Annotated in this window: 18 protein-coding genes and 2 tRNA genes; 11 read left to right on the top strand and 9 right to left on the bottom strand. The window is 65.7% G+C overall.

The annotated features are described in order from the left end of the window. Positions 1-13 precede the first annotated feature (13 nt). Both acpS and ABQF30_RS26230 read left to right on the top strand, forming a co-directional pair. Positions 14-406, top strand: coding sequence for a holo-ACP synthase AcpS (gene acpS / locus ABQF30_RS26235; protein WP_448469339.1), 393 nt, complete (start codon positions 14-16; stop codon positions 404-406). A gap of 102 nt (positions 407-508) precedes the next feature. After that, positions 509-1,846: a dipeptidase gene (locus ABQF30_RS26230; RefSeq protein WP_448469337.1), complete on the top strand. Its 1,338-nt coding sequence runs from the start codon at positions 509-511 to the stop codon at positions 1,844-1,846. Here the strand turns inward: ABQF30_RS26230 and bcp are convergent. After that, positions 1,835-2,308, bottom strand: a complete 474-nt coding sequence (gene bcp, locus ABQF30_RS26225) for a thioredoxin-dependent thiol peroxidase (protein ID WP_448469335.1) — start codon at positions 2,306-2,308, stop codon at positions 1,835-1,837. The two genes, ABQF30_RS26230 and bcp, sit on opposite strands and share 12 nt — an antisense overlap. A gap of 105 nt (positions 2,309-2,413) precedes the next feature. Here bcp and ABQF30_RS26220 point away from each other — a divergent pair, with 105 nt between their 5' ends. Together ABQF30_RS26220 and ABQF30_RS26215 are read left to right on the top strand one after the other, a co-directional pair. Next, a complete protein-coding gene (locus ABQF30_RS26220) occupies positions 2,414-2,641 on the top strand; it encodes a DUF3618 domain-containing protein (protein WP_448469684.1) in 228 nt (75 codons plus the stop codon). 1,096 nt (positions 2,642-3,737) lie between these two features. Next, positions 3,738-3,899 (top strand): hypothetical protein, encoded by a 162-nt coding sequence (locus tag ABQF30_RS26215; RefSeq protein WP_448469708.1) that lies wholly within the window; start codon positions 3,738-3,740, stop codon positions 3,897-3,899. Positions 3,900-3,962: 63 nt separating this feature from the next. Here ABQF30_RS26215 and ABQF30_RS26210 read toward each other — a convergent pair. Further along, positions 3,963-4,038, bottom strand: a tRNA-Lys gene (locus tag ABQF30_RS26210). 153 nt (positions 4,039-4,191) lie between these two features. Between ABQF30_RS26210 and ABQF30_RS26205 the strand changes: the two genes are divergently transcribed. Further along, positions 4,192-5,412, top strand: coding sequence for a L,D-transpeptidase (locus tag ABQF30_RS26205; RefSeq protein ID WP_448469333.1), 1,221 nt, complete (start codon positions 4,192-4,194; stop codon positions 5,410-5,412). On the opposite strand, the gene ABQF30_RS26200 is transcribed toward ABQF30_RS26205, so the two are convergent. Both ABQF30_RS26200 and ABQF30_RS26195 read right to left on the bottom strand, forming a co-directional pair. Further along, entirely contained in the window at positions 5,409-5,882 is a 474-nt protein-coding gene (locus tag ABQF30_RS26200) for an SRPBCC family protein (protein WP_448469331.1), read from the bottom strand. The two genes, ABQF30_RS26205 and ABQF30_RS26200, sit on opposite strands and share 4 nt — an antisense overlap. Continuing rightward, positions 5,879-6,565, bottom strand: a complete 687-nt coding sequence (locus tag ABQF30_RS26195; protein WP_448469329.1) for a DUF899 domain-containing protein — start codon at positions 6,563-6,565, stop codon at positions 5,879-5,881. Before ABQF30_RS26195 ends, ABQF30_RS26200 begins: the two co-directional genes overlap by 4 nt. Positions 6,566-6,712: 147 nt before the next feature. On the opposite strand from ABQF30_RS26195, the gene ABQF30_RS26190 reads away from it, so the two are divergent. After that, positions 6,713-7,483, top strand: coding sequence for an SDR family oxidoreductase (locus ABQF30_RS26190; RefSeq protein WP_448469327.1), 771 nt, complete (start codon positions 6,713-6,715; stop codon positions 7,481-7,483). Positions 7,484-7,495: 12 nt separating this feature from the next. Further along, the gene (locus ABQF30_RS26185) at positions 7,496-8,314 is read left to right on the top strand and encodes an LLM class flavin-dependent oxidoreductase (protein ID WP_448469325.1); all 819 of its coding nucleotides are present in this window, start codon (positions 7,496-7,498) and stop codon (positions 8,312-8,314) included. 362 nt (positions 8,315-8,676) lie between these two features. Here ABQF30_RS26185 and ABQF30_RS26180 read toward each other — a convergent pair. Both ABQF30_RS26180 and orn read right to left on the bottom strand, forming a co-directional pair. Continuing rightward, positions 8,677-8,749: transfer RNA gene (locus ABQF30_RS26180), tRNA-His, on the bottom strand. Positions 8,750-8,790: 41 nt separating this feature from the next. Next, positions 8,791-9,438, bottom strand: a complete 648-nt coding sequence (gene orn, locus ABQF30_RS26175; RefSeq protein WP_448469323.1) for an oligoribonuclease — start codon at positions 9,436-9,438, stop codon at positions 8,791-8,793. 109 nt (positions 9,439-9,547) lie between these two features. On the opposite strand from orn, the gene ABQF30_RS26170 reads away from it, so the two are divergent. Then, on the top strand, positions 9,548-11,128 hold the full coding sequence (locus ABQF30_RS26170) for a helicase HerA-like domain-containing protein (protein WP_448469321.1): 1,581 nt from the start codon (positions 9,548-9,550) through the stop codon (positions 11,126-11,128). Between the two features lie 87 nt (positions 11,129-11,215). On the opposite strand, the gene cmrA is transcribed toward ABQF30_RS26170, so the two are convergent. After that, positions 11,216-12,022, bottom strand: coding sequence for a mycolate reductase (cmrA, locus tag ABQF30_RS26165; RefSeq protein ID WP_448469319.1), 807 nt, complete (start codon positions 12,020-12,022; stop codon positions 11,216-11,218). 32 nt (positions 12,023-12,054) lie between these two features. On the opposite strand from cmrA, the gene ABQF30_RS26160 reads away from it, so the two are divergent. Then, entirely contained in the window at positions 12,055-13,359 is a 1,305-nt protein-coding gene (locus ABQF30_RS26160) for an MFS transporter (RefSeq protein ID WP_448469317.1), read from the top strand. On the opposite strand, the gene ABQF30_RS26155 is transcribed toward ABQF30_RS26160, so the two are convergent. Continuing rightward, positions 13,356-14,132, bottom strand: coding sequence for an MmpS family transport accessory protein (locus tag ABQF30_RS26155; RefSeq protein ID WP_448469315.1), 777 nt, complete (start codon positions 14,130-14,132; stop codon positions 13,356-13,358). The genes ABQF30_RS26160 and ABQF30_RS26155 overlap by 4 nt on opposite strands. Before the next feature lie 135 nt (positions 14,133-14,267). On the opposite strand from ABQF30_RS26155, the gene ABQF30_RS26150 reads away from it, so the two are divergent. Continuing rightward, complete coding sequence (locus ABQF30_RS26150; protein WP_448469313.1) at positions 14,268-16,133, top strand: alpha/beta hydrolase family protein; 1,866 nt, start codon at positions 14,268-14,270, stop codon at positions 16,131-16,133. Here the strand turns inward: ABQF30_RS26150 and ABQF30_RS26145 are convergent. After that, the gene (locus ABQF30_RS26145; RefSeq protein ID WP_448469311.1) at positions 16,123-16,725 is read right to left on the bottom strand and encodes an SACE_7040 family transcriptional regulator; all 603 of its coding nucleotides are present in this window, start codon (positions 16,723-16,725) and stop codon (positions 16,123-16,125) included. The genes ABQF30_RS26150 and ABQF30_RS26145 overlap by 11 nt on opposite strands. Before the next feature lie 82 nt (positions 16,726-16,807). On the opposite strand from ABQF30_RS26145, the gene ABQF30_RS26140 reads away from it, so the two are divergent. Then, complete coding sequence (locus ABQF30_RS26140; protein WP_448469309.1) at positions 16,808-18,349, top strand: carboxyl transferase domain-containing protein; 1,542 nt, start codon at positions 16,808-16,810, stop codon at positions 18,347-18,349. The last annotated feature ends 4 nt before the right edge of the window (positions 18,350-18,353 follow it).

Here is an 18,353-nt window from a genome sequence, read left to right as displayed (position 1 = left end):
TAACTTTCCTGCTATGGCAATAGTCGGAGTAGGCATCGATCTCGTTTCCATCACTGAGTTCGCCGAACAGGTGGATCGGCCGGGAACGGTTTTCGCCGAGACCTTCACGCCAGGTGAGCGCCGGGACGCCGCGGACAAGAGTTCGTCGGCGGCCCGGCACCTGGCGGCCCGGTGGGCGGCCAAGGAAGCCGTGATCAAGGCCTGGTCGAGTTCGCGGTTCTCCAAGCGTCCGGCGTTGCCGGAAGGTATCCACCGCGATATCGAGGTGGTGACCGACATGTGGGGCCGGCCGAAGGTGCGACTGTCCGGGGACATCGCCAAGCATTTGGAGGCCGTCACCATTCACGTGTCGCTCACGCATGAGGCCGACACGGCCGCCGCCGTCGCCATCATCGAGGAGCCCTAACTTCTGCACCGCGAGAGTGCGCGTCTGCTGCCCGACACTCCGTGTTGGGGCAGCATTCCGCGCACCCTCGCGGTCGTCGACAGTGCGGCTAGTGTCGTCTCCATGAGTGACATAGTGCAGCGGGTGCAACAGGTCTTGCCGTCGGTGCGGTCGGATCTGGAGGATCTGGTCCGCATCCAATCGGTGTGGGCGGACCCGGCCCGCCGTGGCGAGGTGGCGCGAAGTGCCGACGCGGTGGCAAAGCTGTTGTCTGAGGCGGGGTTTCCGGAGGTGCGGATAGTCAGCGAGGGCGGCGCGCCTGCCGTCATCGCGCACTACCCGGCACCGCAGGGCGCACCAACCGTGCTGCTCTACGCACACCACGATGTGCAACCCGAAGGCGATCCAACGCAATGGAATTCCGCGCCTTTCGAGCCGACTGAGCGCGACGGCCGGCTCTACGGCCGCGGCACTGCCGACGACAAGGCCGGTATCGCAACACATTTGGCCGCCATCCGGGCATTCGACGGCAAACCGCCGGTCGGGGTGACGGTGTTCGTCGAGGGCGAGGAGGAGTCCGGTTCGCCGTCTTTAGGCGCTCTGTTGGGGGCACATCATGACGCCCTCGCGGCCGACGTCATCGTCATCGCCGATTCGGACAATTGGAGCACCGAGATCCCGGCGTTGACGGTATCGCTGCGCGGATTGGCAGACTGCGAGGTCGAGGTCGCCACCCTGGACCACGGACTGCATTCCGGCCTGTGGGGCGGGGTGGTGCCGGATGCCCTGAGCGTGCTGGTGCGGCTGCTGGCCAGCTTGCACGACGACGACGGCAACGTGGCGGTCGCCGGCCTGCATGAGGCAACGGCTGCCGATGTCGACCGCGGCGGCGACTGGGTCCGCAACGAGTCGGGTCTGCTGGACGGCGTATCCGAAATCGGTTCCGGCTCAGTGGTGCAACGCATGTGGGCCAAACCCGCGGTGACCGTCATCGGTATCGACACCACGCCCATCGACAAGTCGTCGAACACTCTCATCCCGCGGGCGCGCGCCAAGATCAGCATGCGCGTGGCGCCTGGTGGCGACGCCCGCGCCCACCTCGACGCATTGACCCGTCATCTCGAGCAGCATGCGCCCTGGGGAGCGAACGTCACCGTCACGCCCGGTGATGTCGGGCAGCCCTACGCGATCGACGCCAGCGGCCCGGTGTACGAGGCGGCCCGCGCGGCGTTCCGCGAAGCCTGGGGCACCGATCCGGTGGACATGGGCATGGGCGGCTCGATCCCGTTCATCGCGGAGTTCGCCGCGGCATTTCCGCGGGCGACAATTCTTGTCACCGGCGTGGAAGATCCAGGCACACAGGCACACAGCGTCGACGAGAGTCTGCACCTGGGTGTGCTGAAACGTGCGGCAACCGCCGAGGCGCTTCTGCTGGAGAAGCTGGGACGGTTAGACGGATAGGTCCCGGCGCAGTTTGGCGACATGGCCGGTAGCCCGCACGTTGTACTGCGCGACCTCGATCTTGCCGTTCTCGTCGACGACGAACGTCGACCTGATCACGCCCTGAACTGTCTTGCCGTACATGGTTTTTTCGCCGAAAGCGCCCCAGGCCGTCAACACCTCGCGGTCGGGGTCGGAGAGCAACGGAAACGTCAAGCCCTCGGCCTCGCGGAACTTGGCCAGCTTCGCGGGCTTGTCGGGGGAGATGCCGACGACGTCGAGCCCCGCGCCGTTGAGTTCGGCCAGGCTGTCGCGGAAGTCGCAGGCCTGCTTGGTGCAGCCTGGCGTGGACGCCGCTGGGTAGAAGTACACGATTACCTTGCGGCCCTTGAAGTCGGCCAGCTTGACGACGTTGCCGTCGGCGTCCGGAAGGCTGAATGCGGGGGCGGTGTCACCCACCTGCAGTCGGGGGGTTGGCGGCATGCGCGGGTATCCCTTCTTGGTCGACCGGTGCCGTTCAAACGGTGCCGGCTGATCTAGGGTAGTGCGGCAGGGCAGCACGACATGGAGCGGCTAGAGGAGCAAACAGTGGTGAACCGCGATCCCGAGACCATCAAGACCGACATCGATCAGGCTCGCGATCAGTTGGCGTCGACCGTCGACTCACTGGCCGAACGCGCCAATCCGCAGCGTCTTGCCGAGGACTTCAAGTCCGCCGTGCTCCGGTTCGTCAAGAAGCCCGTCGTGATGGCGTCGGTCGCGGGTGCGGGGGCGCTTGTGGTGGTGGTTGTTGTCCGCCGGATCAAGCGGCGCTGACCGGAGGCCTCAAAGGAAAGTTAGCCCCGCCCACCGGCGGGCAGCGTCTTGTCTGGCGGCCCAGCACTGGGATTCCGATGCCGCCGGCTCAGCGGCGGCGGCTCGGCAGAAGCCACTCGGTCAATGAGAAACCAGGGGGATTGGCGACACGGCCAAGCCGGTTGCAGCTGTGCACCCTGATCGGCTGATCTGCAGCAACGAACGCGGAGGTTGATGCTGCCGTGGGGTCAGGGTCCCCTGCGCTGGTCATCAGCTAATACCTCGGTTCTTGGCGTTGTCGCTGTGTAGTGCCGGATCGTTGCAACTCAGCTAACTTCAGCCTAGCAGCTTGTGTGGTACCTGACCAGGAATGTAGTGGACGTCGCATTCTAAGCAGTAACTTGCGCGACCGTCAATGGCCGGTGTGCCCCTCACCGAGTAGCGCTACTTTCTGGTTAACAGCACATTTCCGTGGGCAATACCGACCGTCTTTTGGTGTATCGCCACCGGCCGCGTCTGCAAAGCGCACGTGCTCGCTCGCGTGCCACGGTCAGGATTGCCGCACCACGGGCGCGGCGTCGTGGGTCGTCCCCAGAATTCACCGCCGTCGCGGTTGCCAAACGTGTGAGCGTGCGCGCATCACGGCGGCGACCCGTGATGGCGCGACCTTTGCTGAGTGGCCGCCGAGATAGGCAATGCCCAGATGCTGTGTACATATTGACGAGGGCTTCAATTCGTTGGCAAACTGGTCTCCGTTGGCATGCAAGGCATTTCCGACGGCAACCGGCGAATCGGGGGATTTTTAAGATTCGTCGCAGAGCATTGTGTGAACGGCTCTTATTCGCAGATCGGTTGCTACCGCATAGGCGTCCAGCTAAGGTCGATGGCGGGTCTGGGTCGGGGAGACGGGCCGGGATCCGATCGGGACCGCAACGCAGACCAATCGCGTGGTTAGGGGGAAGTTGTAGTGCAGCAAAAGTATTCAAAATTTGCCGCAAGCGTGGGTGTTGCCGTCGCAGGCGAAGCCAAGGTCGAAGTGCGCTGAGTGCAGGCGACGGCTTCGCACCCGTATCGATGCGGCCGTCTTTCATACCGACCTGGAGGACATATGGCACACGTGAGCGACGAAACCCTCACTGATGTACGCAGGGAACTCGACCGCTTCAAGAGCGAACAACACTGCGACCGCGGCTATGCGGCGGCCCATCTCGCCGGCGCGGTCGAAATGCTGTTGGAAGAAGCCGAACAGAGCGTCGGCGATCGCTATCGGGCTGGATGATCAGACATCGTGGCTCGGATGCAGAAAGGGCGGGCGTTGACCGCCCGCCCTCCGGCAGAGATGTGGTGCGCCGTCAGGGTTTCGAACCCCGGACCCGCTGATTAAGAGTCAGCTGCTCTACCAACTGAGCTAACGGCGCGCGTGTGAGACAATAACAGGCCACGCCGCCAAGCGTGAAATCCGCTGGCTGTGTACCTGGATGCGACGCTGTGGTCAGACTCCGGTCAAGATTGCCCTTAGACTATTGCCAAGAATTGGTTGATCGACAGTGGTTTGCGAGGGGTGGACGAAGATGTGGCAGGTACAGACGGTGACCCGTCCGCGCCGGAGTCTCTTCCGGTGGGCGGCCGTCGCGTTGGTGCCCGCCATGATGGCCGCCCTCGTGGCCTGCGGCAGCGACGAGCCTGCGGGCCCACCGCCGGTGATCACGGACAAGGGCACGCCGTTCGGTGACCTTCTGGTGCCCAGGGTGAACGCCTCGGTCACCGATGGCGCGGTCGGCGTGACCGTCGAGACGCCGGTGACCGTCTCTGCCGAGAACGGTGTGCTCGGTGCCGTCAGCATGACCGACGAGGACGGCGCCCCGGTCGCAGGCAAACTCAGCGCCGACGGGTTGACCTGGGCCACCACTGATCCGCTCGACTACAACGAGGAGTACACCCTCAACGCGCAGTCGATGGGGCTGGGTGGGCTGGCCAATCGCCGGCTGACGTTCGAGACGCACTCGCCCGAAAACCTGACGATGCCCTACGTGCTGCCCAACAACGGCGAGGTCGTCGGTGTCGGTCAGCCGCTTGCAATCCGGTTCGACGAGAACATCACCGACCGGGTTGCCGCGCAGCGGGCCATCACCGTCAAGACCACTCCGCCTGTCGAGGGCGCCTTCTACTGGCTCAACAGCCGCGAGGTTCGTTGGCGCCCAGCCGAGTACTGGAAGCCGGGCACCACCATCGACGTCACGGTGAACACCTACGGCGTCGAACTGGGGGACGGTCTGTTCGGTCAGGGCAATGTCGAGACCCACTTCAAGGTGGGCGACGAGGTGATCGCCATCGCGGATGACGACACCAAGACGTTGACCGTGCGCCGCAATGGTGAAGTCGTCAAGACCATGCCGATCTCGATGGGCAAGAACAGCACGCCCACCGACAACGGCACCTACATCATCGGTGACCACTACGCGCACCTGGTGATGGATTCGTCGACATACGGCGTGCCGGTCAACTCGCCCAACGGTTATCGCACCGAGGTCGACTTCGCCACGCAGATGTCCTACAGCGGCATCTACGTCCACGGCGCACCCTGGTCGGTGGGTAGTCAGGGCTACAGCAACGTGAGCCATGGCTGCCTCAACGTCAGTACCGCCAATGCGCGCTGGTTCTACGAGAACACCAAACGCGGTGACATCGTTCAGGTGGTCAACACCGTCGGCGGCGTCCTGCCGGGCACCGACGGCCTGGGGGACTGGAACATCCCGTGGCAGCAGTGGCGTGCCGGTAACGCCAGCACCTAGCCGCCGCCAACGGAACGGTCAAGTGCTGCAAGCGATTCAGCGATGAACTGCTCGGGGAACGGTGGCATTCCGCCGATCTGGTCCGCGAAGCTCTGCGGTGTATCAGTCCAGTCGTAGGTGAGGGTGACGTCGGTACCCGCATCGCGGGGCGCGAGGTCGTAGCGCCAAGACCAGCCGCCAGGACTGTGGTTGCCCGAGTCGTCCAGTTGACCGGGTAGCCACGCGATGGCGCGGTCCGGCTCGAATTCGCTCACCAGGTTGTGCATCACGTAATGTCCGCCGGCCTGCTCCAGGAACATGTTGATCGCGAAGATCTGACCGGTCCCGGTGATGGGCTGCGGATCGATGGCGTCGCGCACCCAGTCGCCCGGCTCGGTGTCCTGGTGACGGGCCGGATCTGCCAATACGGCGAACACCTTGTCCGGCGGTGCGGCGATGGTGCGGGTGACGGTGTAGCGCTTCTCGGTCACTGAGATTCCTTTCCGTAGAGTCGGGCGATGTCGGGACTGTCCAGCCAGCCCGAATATGTCGGTCGTTTCGGCCAGCCTTCCGGCGAATCGAGCCACTCCTCCTGACGGCCCCAGGGCAGCAGGTCGATGAGCGGGAACGTGTGGCTGAGCTGCTCGCTACCACGTCCATTGGTGTGCCACGTGCGATAGACCTTTTCGCCGTCCCGCAAGAACACGTTGACGGCGAAACCCGCGTTGGGTGGTGCGTCGACGGCGGCACCGAACGAGCTCTCCGACGACGAGTACCAGTCCATCTTGTTGCCGACCTGGGCGCGGTAAGCCAGCGCCTCCTCGATCGGTCCGTTGGTGACGATCACGAACCGTGCGTCGTAGTTGTCCAGGAAGTCCAGCCGGGTGAACTGCGAGGTGAATCCCGTGCATCCGCCGCACTGCCATTCCGCACCGTCGGTCCACATGTGGTGATAGGTGATGAGCTGCGACCTTCCTTGGAACACGTCAGCCAATCGCACCGGGCCCTCGGCTCCGATGAGCGTGTAGTCCGGCAGCTCGACCATGGGTAGCCGCCGACGCGCAGCGGCGATCGCATCGAGTTCTCTGGTGGCGGCCTTCTCGCGGCGCCGCAGATCGTCGAGTGCGGCGCGCCAGGTCTCGTGGCCGACCACCGGGGGCATCGCCGTCGTCATCGCGTTCTCCTTCTGAAGGTGAATCCGTCAGTGTGTTGACCCACCGTGCGGCCCGAATTCATCGCGCACGGTACTGTCCGACGAACGAAGGGTGACCTAAAACACGGAATCGGGCCACGGGACTCAACGGAAGTAGGTACACGCGGAATGAGCGGCCAACGCGCTGACGCAGCTGGACTGCGCCTCCTCGTCGTCGGGGCTTCGTCGGGTATCGGACATGCTGTCGCGGCCAGTGCCGCCGAGCGCGGCGCCAAGGTGGCCGTGGCAGCACGTCGCGTCGACCTGTTGACGGCGCTGGCGGACAAGATCGGCGGTTCGGCGTTCGAACTCGATGTCGAGGACGCGGCAGCCATTCAAGGGGTCGTCAGTGCCGCCACGGACGCTCTGGGCGGTTTGGACGCGGTCGTATTCACCAGCACGGTCGTGCCGTTCGCCTACATCGAGGACACCGACGTGGCCACCTGGCTACACGCGTTCAGTGTCAACACTGTCGGCGCCAACAACGTGCTACGGGCGGCGCTGTCCCATCTGGACGACAACGGTGTGGTGCTCATTGCCTCCAGCCACGATGTCGGCAGGCCAAGGGCAGGGGTGGCCGCATACAGCGCCAGCAAGGCCGCGCTGGACGAGATTCTGCATTCCTGGCGCAGTGAGCACCCGGAACTGTCGATCCTGCGCGTCGGGATCGGCCCGACCGAAGACACCGAGATCCTGCGCGGCGCGGACCGTGACCTGCTGGCCCAGTTGTTCGAGTCGTGGGTCGAGCACGGCCAATTGCCCGCGCGGATGTCGGCGCTGAACGACGTCGCCAACACCCTGGTGTCGCTCGTGACCACAGCGCACGAGAACCCGAGCGTCGTGCCGGAATTCGTGCAGCTCGCGCCGCGGGTGAAGAAGCCGGCGACCGACGCGTCATAGGTTCTGTACGCCATGCGGGCAGGGTTCTATGTGCCGAACTTCGGGTGCTGTGGCGACGCGCGGGTGCTCGCCGACCTCGCACACGAAGCCGAGGACTCCGGGTGGGACGGGCTGTTCCTGTGGGATCACCTTCAGGTCATCGAGCCGACGGCCGATCCGTGGATCGCCTTGGCCGCGATGGCGATGCGAACCCAACGGCTGCGCCTCGGCCCGCTGGTGACCCCGGTGCCACGCAGGCACATCGCCAAGCTCGCCCGGGAAGTCAGCACGCTCGACCAACTCTCGGGCGGCCGCGTGATCTTCGGCGCCGGAGCGGGTTACGCGCTGCTGCCCGATTACGCCGCATTCGGTGACGCCACCGATGCCACACAACGGGCAGCCAAACTGGACGAGGGCCTCGACGTACTCGCCGACTTGTGGAGCGGCGCTGCTGTCGGTCATCAGGGCCAGTTTTTCAACGTCACGACCGACGGGTTCGCGCCGCCAGTCCAGCGGCCCCGGGTGCCGGTGTGGACCGCAGCCACCCACGGGGCGTCGAAACCCATTGCGCGTGCAGCGAAATGGGATGGCATGATCTGCGCCGCGCAATACGGTCTGGAAGTCGAACCTGCCGATCTGCGTGACATGGTGGCCACCGTCACGAAGATACGCGGCGAGACAACGGATTTCGATGTCATCCGGTTCGGTCAGACCGCCGGCGGCGACGACATCGCTACCGTCGCCGCATGCGCCGACGCCGGGGCGACTTGGTGGATGGAATACACGTTCCCGACCATCACCACGCTGGAAGCCACCCGCGAACGGCTCCATGCCGGGCCGCCGCGCCTCTGAGGGCTATCCCGTCAACCGGCTGAGGCCGTCGCCCTCCAACTCGTGAGCCACCGCTGCCATCCGCCCCGTCATGGCAAGCAGCAGCGCCTCACCGGGTCCCCGGATCTCGGGCCCCGGCCGGCGGCCCAGTCCAGGTCGGTGGCGACCAGACGCACACCGCGGGTTCTGCGCGCGCCCGCGATCACCGGGCTGATACGGGCATAGGACAACGATGCGCAGAGCGCTTTGGGAGAGACGGCGCGGGAAAGGCCCAGCGCACGCCGGGTGTCCTGCTGGTGGATCAGGCACTTGAGGTTCAGTGTGCGATGCGCTCGCAAAACGAAAACGCCGCCTACTCGCGTAGACGGCGTTCCCGATATCGGGGTGGCTGACGGGACTCGAACCCGCGACAGCCAGGATCACAACCTGGTGCTCTACCAACTGAACTACAGCCACCATCGCTGCCGAGCCTTTCGGCACACGCAGCGTCGTAGATACTAGCCGCTCGGACGCTGCAGCGCCGAATCGTTTGTTGTCGCGTCGTCGGACGGTGGCCCGAGTTCGCCGGCGATCTCGGCAATGTCGCTGGTAGACGGGCCGGGCGGAGGGACGAACGCGGTGGCGCGGTAGTACTTGAGTTCGCGGATCGACTCGTGGATGTCGGCCAGCGCGCGGTGTGCGAGACCCTTCTCGGGCTGGCCGAAGTAGATCCGCGGATACCAGCGCCGGCACAACTCCTTGATCGAGCTGACGTCGATCATCCGGTAATGCAGGTAATCGTCGAGTTTGGCCATGTCGCGGGCGATGAAGCCGCGGTCCGTGGCGATCGAGTTGCCGGCCAGCGGCGCGGTCTTGGCCTGTTTGACGTGGCCGCGGATGTAGTCGAGCACCATCTCCTCGGCCGTGGCCAGGTCGACCGTCGACGCGCGGACCTCTTCGATCAGGCCTGACCTGGTGTGCATCTGCTTGACGACATCGATCATCGAATTCAGCGCGTCGTCGTCGGCGTGGATCACCACGTCGAGTCCGTCGCCGAGGATGTTCAGGTCCGCATCGGTGACCAGCACCGCGATCTCGATGAGCCGATCGGACTTGAGGTCAAGGCCGGTCATCTCGCAGTCGATCCATACAAGTTCGTCTCGCACGAAGATCCACAGTATTCCCCGCCCGAGCGGCAGCCGCCCATACCCACCGGTTGGCAAGTAGTGTCGGATTCCGAATCGGCTCGTTCGCGCAAATGGGAGGACCCCCGGCATGACCACCGAATCGACAGCACCCCCCGCGCAGCAGATTGCCGCCGGATACGCAGTCGAAGGCCAGGCACTGGAACTGGGCACCGTGATCGTGGACGGCGCCGTGGACCCCGCCGCGCAGGTGCGCATCCCGCTGGCGACGGTCAACCGGCACGGCTTGATCGCGGGCGCGACCGGTACCGGTAAGACGAAGTCGCTGCAGGTGCTCGCCGAGCAGCTGTCGGCGGCCGGAGTGCCCGTCATGATGGCCGACGTCAAGGGTGACCTGTCCGGGCTGTCACGACCCGGTGAGACCGATGAGAAGGTGGATCAACGCGCCAAGGACACCGGCGACACCTGGACGCCCACCGCTTACCCCGTCGAGTTTCTGACGCTGGGGACCGCAGGTACCGGGGTGCCGGTGCGTGCGAGCATCAGCAGTTTCGGTCCCATCTTGCTGTCAAAGGTGCTGGGGCTCAACCACACTCAGGAGTCGACCCTCGGCCTCATCTTCCACTGGGCCGATCAGAAGGGTCTGCCGCTGCTGGACATCAAGGATTTGCGCTCGGTCATCGCGTTTCTCACCAGCGACGAAGGCAAACCCGAACTGAAGGCGCTTGGCGCGGTGTCGACGACGACGGCCGGGGTGATCCTGCGCGCGCTGGTCAACCTCGAGGCGGAGGGCGCCGACACGTTCTTCGGTGAGCCCGAGCTGGAACCCAAAGACCTGCTGCGCGTAGACGCTTCGGGACGCGGCATCATCACACTGCTCGAACTGGGGACGCAGGCCGCGAGGCCGGTGATGTTCTCCACCTTCCTGATGTGGGTGTTGGCCGATCTGTTCACGACGCTGCCCGAGGTGGGTGATGTCGACAAGCCGAAGCTGGTGTTCTTCTTCGACGAGGCCCACCTGCTGTTCAGCGACGCCTCCAAGGCCTTCCTGGAACAGGTCGAGCAGACGGTCAAGCTGATCCGGTCCAAGGGCGTCGGCGTGTTCTTCTGCACGCAGCTGCCCACCGACGTGCCCAATGCGGTGCTCTCGCAGCTGGGCGCCCGGATACAGCACGCCCTGCGCGCGTTCACCCCCGATGACCAGAAGGCACTGACCAAGACGGTGCGCACCTATCCCAAGACCGATGTCTACGACCTCGAGGAGGCGCTGACGTCGCTGGGCATCGGGGAAGCGGTCGTGACGGTGCTCTCGGAGCGCGGCGCACCGACGCCGGTGGCCTGGACGCGGATGCGGGCGCCCCGATCGCTGATGGACACCATCGGCGCCGAGGCCATGACCGCCGCGGCCAAAGCCAGCCCGCTGCAGCTCACCTACGGTCAGACCGTCGACCGCGACTCGGCATACGAACGGCTCGCGGCGAAGCTGGCCCCACCGCCCGATGAAGGCGGGGAGGCAGGCGGATTCGCCGGCATCGAGGTGTCCGGTGACGTCGCGCCCATGCCCGCACCGGCCGAGCCCGAAGAGCCTGGCATCTTCGACAAGATGATGGACAGCCCCGCATTCAAGAGCGCCATGCGCTCGGCGGGCACGGTCATCGGCCGCGAGATCACCCGCAGCATCTTCGGTACGGGCCGTCGCCGGCGACGCTGACTCACCGCGGAATAGCATTCCCGGTCGTTAATCCCGAGGATTAACGACCGGGAATGCTATTCCGGTGAAAACCGGCGGGAAAGCCGGTTAGCCGCCGCCGAGCTTCTTGTAGACGGCGCCGACGATCGGCGTCACGATCGACCGCGGCGCGTAGCCACTGGCCACCGACATGGCTTTGGACGTCACACCGGGCACCACCCGCATCTTGTTGTGCTCCAACCCATCCAGCGACAGCTTGGCGGTGTACTCGGTGGAGATCCACAGGAAGTCGGGGATCAGCTTTTCGACCAGCGACTGCTCTGAGGTGTCGGGCAGCGTCTCGCGTACCGGTCCCGGCGCCAGCACGGTTACGTGCACACCCGCGCCTTTGAGCTCACCGCGCAGCGATTCGCTGAACGTGTTGGCGAAGGCCTTGGACGCCGCGTAGGTGGCATTGTTGGGGATCGGCGAATTGCCGGCCGCCGAACCGGAGATCAGGATGCCGCCGGCCTTGCGCTTCACCATGCCCGGCAGCACCGCGAGGACAAGGTCGTGTACGCCAAGGACATTCAGCTGAACCTGGGCCTTCTCGCCGTCGGGGTCCAAGTCGGCAACCGCGCCGAATGTCGCGGTGCCGGCGTTGGCGCACAGGATCGAGATCTCACGCGCCGCCAGCTCATCGCACAGCGACGCCCGCGCCGCCGGGTCGGCGAGATCAACCGCACGCACCTCCACCGTGACGCCGTAGCGCTCGGTCAGCCGCTGCGCCAGCGAGGTCAGCACCTCTTCACGGCGCGCGGTGATGATCAGATGATGGCCGCGGGCGGCGAGTTCAGTGGCCAACGCTTCGCCGATATTCTGCGAGGCGCCGGTTACCACGGCGCGGGCGTCCGGACTGGGAGCGGGTACTGGCATCCCGCAATCGTAGAAGCCATAAGGTGGCGGTCATGACCAACCCCGGCCGGGCGCGGGTGCTCGCATGGGCTCTGTGGGATTGTGGCGCGACCGGCCTGAATGCGGTCGTCATCACCTTTGTGTTCGCGGTGTACCTGACCGGGACCGTCGGGGCGGACCTGCCCGGTGACACGTCGCCCGCCAGCTGGTTGGGCCGGGCGATGACGATCGCGGGCCTCGCCGTGGCGCTACTGGCGCCCGTCACCGGAATCTGGGTCAACGCGCCGCAACGCCGCCGGCAGGTGCTGGCTGTGACGACCGGGGCGGCAGTGGTGTTGACGGCGGCCATGAGCCTGATCCGGGACGATCACCGCTATCTGTTTCCGGGATTGGTGTTGTTGGCGTGCACGGCGGCGTGCAACGAGCTGGCCACCGTGCCCTACAACGCGATGCTGCGGCAGCTGTCCACACCGGAGACGTCGGGTCGGGTGTCCGGGCTCGGCTTGGCCTTGGGTTACGCCGGCAGTGTCGTGCTCCTGCTCCTGGCCTACGTCGGGTTCATCGCCGGCGACGGGGACACCCGGGGGCTGCTGGGCATTCCGGTGGAGGACGGGCAGAACGTCCGGGCGGTCATGTTGCTGGTTGCGGTGTGGTTCGCACTTTTCGCGCTGCCGATATTCATCGTTGTGCCGAGACCAAGCGATACAGGCGCGGTCGAGCGGGTCGGCTTCCTGGGCGCCTACCGCAGGCTGTGGGCCGAGGTTCGCGGGGAATGGGACCGAGACCACCACGTGGTCTATTACCTGGTGGCGAGTGCAATTTTCCGCGACGGGCTGGCCGGGGTGTTCGCATTCGGCGCCGTGCTGGGTGTGAACGTCTACGGGATCTCGGACGCGAACGTGCTGCTGTTCGGGATGAGTGCCTGCGTGATCGCTGCGCTCGGAGCGGTCACCGGTGGGTTGCTCGATGATCGGCTGGGTTCCAAACCCATCATCGTCGGATCGCTTGTCTGCATGATCGTCGTGGGGCTGACGCTGTTGGCGCTGTCGGGGCCGGTGGCGTTCTGGGCCTGCGGGTTGTTGCTGTGCCTGTTCATCGGACCGACGCTGTCTGCGGCACGCAACCTGATGCTGCGCATGTCGGTCGAAGGTAAAGAGGGCGTGGCGTTCGGGCTCTACACGACCGTGGGCCGTGCGGCGTCCTTCCTGGCGCCCTGGCTGTTCTTTCTGTTCATCGACTTCTTCGGCGCGGACCGGGCCGGTATGGGCGGGCTGGTTCTGGTGCTGGCGATCGGTTTGGCGGCCATGCTGGCCGTGCGCACGCCGCAGCGGGCGGCCAGCGTGCCCAGTACGCCTTAGGGCGAGCCGACGCAGATCGTCAGGCCGGAGCCGCTGCGGTGCTGGATCTCGACACCGTCCACCGTCACCGTGCAGGACACCTCGGGGCCGAAGTTCAACACGCTCACGCTCGCGGTCTGGCTTGCCGGTTGCGGCAGTTCGACCTGCTTGCTCCAGGGCAGCATGACGTTGAACTCGGTCTGCAGCATGTTGCCGGTGTCGAGGTAGGTGATATTGATCGCCCTGCCTTCGCCGGCCACCTCGTAGGTGACGGTTTCGGTGACTCCCGGTGTGGCGGTGCCCGGTGGTGTGTTCGGGGCGGGAACTGGGCGTGGTGCCCGCGGCGTAGTGGTCGGTGCGGTGCTCGGCGTGCTGAAACTCGGTTCCGGAGTCACCGGCTGTGGCGCCACGACGGTCTCCTGCCGGGAGCCGTTGGCGATCACCAGTGCGATCACGAGGCCGACCACCACCAGAACCGCCAACGCGGCCAGCATCCACAACCAGAGCCGTGGTTCACGGCCGTCGGGTTCTTGTGGGGGTTCGCCCGGAGGCGGGTAGCCGGTGCCGTACTGCCCCGTGCCGTATTGCCCGGCGCCGTACTGCCCGCTGGCCGACGGGTCGTACCCGTAGGGCGGCAGCCGGCGGGTGGCCTCCACCCCGGAATTCGGCACAGCGGGATAGACGCCGCCGTACGGCGGCTGGTTCGCGTACGCGGGATCGGGATAGTCCACGGGATATTCGCTGCCGAGCTGTTGGGTCGGTTCGGACCCGTCGCGGCGTGGTGAATCGGTCATGCCCACCTCATGGCTGCAGGGTACCTGTGCAGGTGCTCAGTGCGCTGCGACCGAGGTCGTCGCGGGTGGGAGTCTGGATACGGCCCCGATACCCTCAGAAAACGAGGGAACAGTAAAGAGCCAGATGGGAGAGGCGTGACCGCGGACCGGCATGTGCGGGTGAACTACGGGGCGTCGTTGTCGCCGGATGCGACGGCGTTCGCCCATCTCGTCGACGACGGCGGGTATCCGCGCGCGGTACAGCGCTTCCTGCGTGGCTGGCGGGCCAGCTCGTCGCGTGATGTCGAGCTGCCGGTTGTCGGTGCGGTGACCCGGGTCATGCACTCCGCCGACGGCTATTGGCTGGCCTGCGAGGTTTCCCCGGAGGGCGGTACCCGCAGCCAGATCTGGGTGGTGACCACCGATCCGGACGATCGTGACGCGCGTCGCATCGACTATTGGCCCGCCGACGCCGCTGAAGGTACCGCGGAACTGATCGGGTGGGATGGCACACAGGTGGCAGCCATTCTCACCGGCGAGGACGGGGTGGGCAGTTCCTGCCTCATCGACCCTGCGTCCGGCAGCACCACCGTGCTGGACCGGCGGTCGGGAGGCCGGCTGGTGGACTCGTGGGCGGATGCGGCGCTGGTGCGGGTGGGCCCACGTGGCTACCGCGAACTGATCATGCTGTGGGGTCAGACCGAGATCGCGCTGCTGCCATTCGATCCCGGTTCCACCACCGATGCAGGTGTGATCCTCGACGACCATCAACCCCGGCGGATGCGTACCGGGTTCGACGGCGATGCATACACGTTGGTCGAGCCGGCGAAGACCTATGGCCCCAATAGCACAGAAGGTTTCGTCCGGGCGCTGATCCGCAGCGAGAACGGCGCCGCCCATGCGCGCCTGCTCGAAGTCACCGTCACCGCCGACGGCGTCTCCTATCACGTAGTCGCCGAACGCCCCGGCTATGAACTCGACGAGTTCGTGGTCAGCGATGACCTGTCCACCGTCGCGATGCTGTGGAACATCGACGGTTGCAGCGAGCTCCAGATCCTGCAGTACGCCGATGAGACACTGTCCCAACCGATTCCGTTGCCCGGAATGGTGGCCAGCGAGCTGAGTATCAGCGCGGGCGGCTCGATGGTGGCGATGACGGTCCAAGGCCCGTCGTTGCCGCCGACCGTCGAACTGGTGGACCCCCGCACGCTCGAGTGGGAACGGATCGATCGCGAACCCAGCCACGGACCGCTCACCGGCACACCGACTTTGGAACGGATCAGTGCGCGTGACGGCCTGGAACTCAACGCCTGGCTGTACCGCCCGGAGGTCGAACCGATCGGAGCGATGATCTTCCTGCACGGTGGACCCGAAGGGCAGTCGCGCCCGGACTACAACGAGTTCTATCCACCATTGCTGGAGGCGGGGATCGCCGTGCTGACGCCGAATGTGCGCGGATCCGGCGGGTTCGGACGGGCGTTCATGCATGCCGATGACAAGGAACTGCGATTCGCGGCCATCGACGACGTCGCCGACTGTGTGCAGTACCTCGTCGAACATGGCCTGGCGCGGGCCGACCGCATCGCGTGCAGCGGGTGGTCATACGGCGGGTATCTGACCCAGGCGGCGTTGACGTTTCATCCTGAACTGTTCGCCGCGGGTATCAGCATCTGCGGTATGAGCGATTTGAACACCTTCTACCGCAACACCGAACCGTGGATCGCGGCCGCGGCCTACCCGAAATACGGTCATCCGGTGGCAGACCGGGATCTGCTGGAGCGGCTGTCGCCGTTGTTGCGGGCGCATGCGTTGACCGCGCCGCTGCTGCTCGTGCACGGCGCCAATGACACCAATGTGCCGCCGGGTGAATCCGAGCAGATGTTCGATGCGCTGCGTGCCCTGGGTCGGACGGTGGAACTGTTGATGTTCGACGATGACGGCCACGAGATCATCAAGCGGGAGAACCGGGCGGTACTGGTGGAGGCCATGACGCGCTGGCTCACCAAGGCGTTCAGTCCCTAAATCGTGGCGTGAGCGCCGCGAGCGTCATCCGCCGCAGCACCTTGCGCGAGTGTGCCTTGGGCGCAGCGGGTCTGACGCTGTGCGGGGTGGAGTTCAGCAACCCGAACGCAGCGTGCGCCATCACCCTTGCGTCGTCTTCGGGCAGGTCTGTGTCGAGTCGCGTCAGCACCGACACCCAGATCTCCACGTACTGGCGCTGGGCGCGGCGCACCTGTCGCTTGGCGACTTCGGGTAGATGGCCGAGGTCGCGATCCTGGATGCGGATCAGATCCGATTCGTCGAATACGAAGTCGAGGTGAAAATCGACGAGCCCGTCAAGGGCTTCAGCGGGCCCGTCGGCGTGTGCGATCACGCCGCGCGCGCCGGCGAGCAGGCGGGTGCTGATGCCCACCAGAAGCTCGACCAGCAGGGCCTCTTTGTTGGGGAAGTGCCGGTAGATGGCCGGCCCGCTGACCCCGGCGGCCGCCCCGATGTCTTCGAGCCGGACCGCGAGGTACCCGCGCTCGGCCACCAGCCGTTCCGCGGCGGCGATCAGCTGACTGCGCCGATCCGATTTGGCCTGGCTGCGGCGGGTTACGGCGCTGGCCGACATGGCGCCTCCGGAGGGTAGACAACTCGGTTAATCATGACTAACATACCACGAGTTAGTCGCTATTAACTCAAATGGAGCTCTATTGTCATCGCACCGCGACGAGCATCTGGCGTTGGTCACAGCACTGCGAGCCAAACTCGCCACCGCGTCCCTCGGGGGCTCGGAGCGCGCTCGGGAACGCCATGTCAGCCGGGGCAAGTTGCTGCCCCGCGATCGGGTCGACGGCTTGCTCGACCCCGGCAGCCCATTCCTGGAGATCGCGCCGTTGGCCGCCGACGGCATGTACGACGACGAATGTCCGGGCGCCGGGATGATCGCCGGTATCGGGCGGGTGTCGGGCCGGGAGTGCCTGATCATCGCCAACGACGCGACGGTCAAAGGTGGCACCTACTACCCGATCACGGTCAAGAAGCATCTCCGGGCGCAGGAGATCGCGTTGCAGAACCAGCTGCCGTGCGTGTACTTGGTCGACTCCGGTGGTGCCTTCCTTCCGCGCCAGGACGAGGTGTTCCCGGACCGGGAGCATTTCGGCCGGATCTTCTACAACCAGGCCACCATGAGTGCTGCGGGCATCGCGCAGATCGCAGCGGTGCTCGGATCCTGTACCGCCGGTGGCGCATACGTGCCCGCGATGAGCGATGAGGCCGTGATCGTCCGCAATCAGGGCACGATCTTCCTGGGTGGCCCGCCGCTGGTGAAGGCCGCGACCGGTGAGGTGGTCACCGCGGAGGAACTCGGCGGTGGGGACCTGCACTCCAAGACCTCGGGTGTCACCGACCATTTGGCGCACGACGACCGCGATGCCTTGCGCATCGTGCGCAACATCGTCGCGACGCTCGGGCCTGCCGAGCCGCCGCCGTGGAGTGTCGCACCGGTGGTCGACGCGGTCGCCGACCAGACCGAGCTCTACGACGTCGTGCCGGTCGACGCCCGAGTGCCCTACGACGTCCACGAGGTGATCACCCGCATCGTCGATGGTGGTCAGTTCAACGAGTTCAAGGCTGAATACGGCGCCACCCTGGTGACCGGATTCGCCCGCATCCACGGGCATCCCGTCGGTATCGTCGCCAACAACGGCGTGCTGTTCGGTGAATCCGCTCTCAAGGGAGCGCATTTCATCGAACTGTGCGACAAGCGCAAGACGCCGCTGTTGTTCCTGCAGAACATTTCCGGCTTCATGGTCGGGCGGGACTACGAGGCGGGTGGCATCGCCAAGCACGGCGCCAAGATGGTGACCGCGGTGGCCTGCGCGCGGGTGCCCAAGCTGACGGTCGTGATCGGTGGTTCCTACGGCGCGGGCAACTATTCGATGTGTGGCCGCGCCTACTCGCCGCGCTTCCTGTGGATGTGGCCCAACGCCAGGATCTCGGTGATGGGCGGTGAGCAGGCCGCGTCGGTGCTGGCCACGGTGCGCGGGGAGATGACCGACGAGCAGGCCGAGGAATTCAAGGCCCCGATCCGCGCACAGTACGAACATCAGGGCAACCCGTACTATTCGACGGCCCGGCTGTGGGATGACGGTGTGATCGACCCCGCGGACACCAGAACCGTTCTTGGGCTGGCTCTTTCGGTTGTCGGCCAGGCTCGGATCGAGCCGGTCTCCTACGGCGTATTCCGGATGTGACGCA

The organism is Mycolicibacterium sp. XJ870, from assembly GCF_053483975.1.
This window is presented reverse-complemented; position numbering and strand designations above follow the sequence as displayed.

What these genes read in the sequence shown, in the direction of transcription:
- ABQF30_RS26155 (WP_448469315.1), bottom strand. Translation starts at nt 14,132, where the DNA reads ATGACCGATTCACCACGCCGCGACGGGTCCGAACCGACCCAACAGCTC.
- ABQF30_RS26160 (WP_448469317.1), top strand. Translation starts at nt 12,055, where the DNA reads ATGACCAACCCCGGCCGGGCGCGGGTGCTCGCATGGGCTCTGTGGGAT.
- cmrA (WP_448469319.1), bottom strand. Translation starts at nt 12,022, where the DNA reads ATGCCAGTACCCGCTCCCAGTCCGGACGCCCGCGCCGTGGTAACCGGC.
- ABQF30_RS26145 (WP_448469311.1), bottom strand. Translation starts at nt 16,725, where the DNA reads ATGTCGGCCAGCGCCGTAACCCGCCGCAGCCAGGCCAAATCGGATCGG.
- ABQF30_RS26170 (WP_448469321.1), top strand. Translation starts at nt 9,548, where the DNA reads ATGACCACCGAATCGACAGCACCCCCCGCGCAGCAGATTGCCGCCGGA.
- ABQF30_RS26190 (WP_448469327.1), top strand. Translation starts at nt 6,713, where the DNA reads ATGAGCGGCCAACGCGCTGACGCAGCTGGACTGCGCCTCCTCGTCGTC.
- bcp (WP_448469335.1), bottom strand. Translation starts at nt 2,308, where the DNA reads ATGCCGCCAACCCCCCGACTGCAGGTGGGTGACACCGCCCCCGCATTC.
- ABQF30_RS26195 (WP_448469329.1), bottom strand. Translation starts at nt 6,565, where the DNA reads ATGACGACGGCGATGCCCCCGGTGGTCGGCCACGAGACCTGGCGCGCC.
- ABQF30_RS26205 (WP_448469333.1), top strand. Translation starts at nt 4,192, where the DNA reads ATGTGGCAGGTACAGACGGTGACCCGTCCGCGCCGGAGTCTCTTCCGG.
- ABQF30_RS26230 (WP_448469337.1), top strand. Translation starts at nt 509, where the DNA reads ATGAGTGACATAGTGCAGCGGGTGCAACAGGTCTTGCCGTCGGTGCGG.
- acpS (WP_448469339.1), top strand. Translation starts at nt 14, where the DNA reads ATGGCAATAGTCGGAGTAGGCATCGATCTCGTTTCCATCACTGAGTTC.
- ABQF30_RS26185 (WP_448469325.1), top strand. Translation starts at nt 7,496, where the DNA reads ATGCGGGCAGGGTTCTATGTGCCGAACTTCGGGTGCTGTGGCGACGCG.